The sequence below is a fragment of the Clostridium sp. LY3-2 genome (genome assembly GCF_024705715.1).
In the GTDB taxonomy this organism is placed as follows: Bacteria; Bacillota; Clostridia; order Clostridiales; family Clostridiaceae; genus Clostridium.
Window position 1 is genome coordinate 1 of the sequence record NZ_JAMDLQ010000070.1, and the last position, 1646, is coordinate 1646.

2 protein-coding genes, 1 tRNA gene and 1 riboswitch are annotated in these 1646 nt (G+C 27.3%); of the genes, 2 read left to right on the forward strand and 1 reads right to left on the reverse strand.

From position 1 onward, the window contains the following. Both M4I33_RS16715 and M4I33_RS16720 read left to right on the forward strand, forming a co-directional pair. A tRNA-Ala gene (locus tag M4I33_RS16715) sits at positions 1-76 on the forward strand. Between the two features lie 84 nt (positions 77-160). Next, a riboswitch (purine riboswitch) is annotated at positions 161-260 on the forward strand. 98 nt (positions 261-358) lie between these two features. Next, entirely contained in the window at positions 359-931 is a 573-nt protein-coding gene (locus M4I33_RS16720; RefSeq protein ID WP_257917851.1) for a xanthine phosphoribosyltransferase, read from the forward strand. A gap of 35 nt (positions 932-966) precedes the next feature. Here the strand turns inward: M4I33_RS16720 and M4I33_RS16725 are convergent, their stop codons facing one another. Next, entirely contained in the window at positions 967-1173 is a 207-nt protein-coding gene (locus tag M4I33_RS16725; protein ID WP_194192693.1) for a zinc ribbon domain-containing protein, read from the reverse strand. Positions 1174-1646 lie beyond the last annotated feature (473 nt).

Below are 1646 nucleotides of genomic sequence, written 5' to 3' on the forward strand. Positions count from 1 at the left end.
GGGGGTATAGCTCAGTTGGGAGAGCACCTGCCTTGCACGCAGGGGGTCAGGAGTTCGAATCTCCTTACCTCCACCAAGATTAAAGCTATGTTATCATAGCTTTTTTTTTATACATAAATAAAATCTTGTATTATATTAATTAAAGTGATATAGTATTAGAAAGAATTGAATAACTTTTATTCGTATATGCTCAATTACGATGGTTTGAGCGTTTCTACAAGGTGCCAAAAATCCTAACTACGAATGTATTATCGTTGATTATACATAAGGATAGGCTTATTTAGCTATCCTTTTTTTATTTTACAGAAGAATAGTAAGGCTATTGGTGTTTTAGTACATATTTTAAGGAGAGATTTTAATGAAAAGCTTAGAAGAAAAAATATTAAAAGAAGGTAGACTTAGAGATGGAAACATACTAAAAGTTGATAGTTTTTTAAATCATCAAATGGATATAAAATTTTTAAATGAAATTGGTAAGGAATTTAAAAGAATATTTAAAGACGAAAAAATAGATAAGATATTAACTATAGAATCTTCAGGAATAGGAATTGCAGCTATAGTATCACAATACTTTGATTTTGCACCAGTTGTTTTTGCAAAAAAGACAGAAAGTTTAAATTTAGATAAAGATCTTTATGAAGCGAAAGTTTTTTCATATACTAAAAAGAAAGAATACGTAGTAAGAGTTGGAAAGAGATTTTTAAACAAAGGTGAAAGAGTTCTTATAATAGATGACTTCTTAGCTATGGGATGCGCAGCTAAAGGACTATTAGAACTTGTAGATAAATCAGAAGCAGAATTAGTTGGAGTAGGTATAGTAATAGAAAAAGGCTTCCAAGACGGTAGAAAGATACTAGAAGATATGGGAGTAAGAGTTGAATCATTAGCTATATTAGACGATTTTAAAGATGGTGAAATAAGATTTAAATAAAAATAAGCTTGTACTTTTGTACAAGCTTATTTTTTTTATGTTAATAAATCTAGTATATTCCATCCGTCAGAAGTTGAAGATCTATAAAGTTCAGTAAATCCACATTTTTTACAACTTATAGTTATAAATTTTTTATTTTGAACATCGAATATTTTTGCAAAGTTTCCTCCAGTAGCTTGAAATTGATCAGATACAAACTCATTGCACTTGCATTTTGGACATTCATATAGAATTTTATTCATAGTTACACCCCCTTATAAAGTAATATTTAAATAAAATTATATAGAGAAAAGATATTTAATACAATAAAAATAACATATTCAATTTATATAATATTTCATAAAATGAATGATTATTACAAATTTTATAATTAAACATTGCCTAGTGTATCACACTATATAATATGGAGAAAATTATAGAAATTCAGAGAAATTTAAGAATAATTTGTCGTTATAGGGATAATATATATAATATGATCAAAAGTATATGATATTATTAAACACGTCGCTGAGGCAAACGGATAGATTTACCGGAGTTTTAGTAACTAAGATTTTCTTCTGAAAAAACATTTTTAAAAAAGATGTTGACAGAGAAAAACTTAAATGTTAAGATAAGCAAGTCGCTTGAGTGCGACAGAGTTAAATGGTCTTTGAAAATTGAACAGATTTATATAATACAAAACCAGCAATTCTTTTTACGAATTTAAGTTTTAAGA

Bases quoted from the DNA above. Each gene is read 5' to 3' on its own strand.
- M4I33_RS16720 (WP_257917851.1), top strand. From the start codon at position 359: ATGAAAAGCTTAGAAGAAAAAATATTAAAAGAAGGTAGACTTAGAGAT.
- M4I33_RS16725 (WP_194192693.1), bottom strand. From the start codon at position 1,173: ATGAATAAAATTCTATATGAATGTCCAAAATGCAAGTGCAATGAGTTT.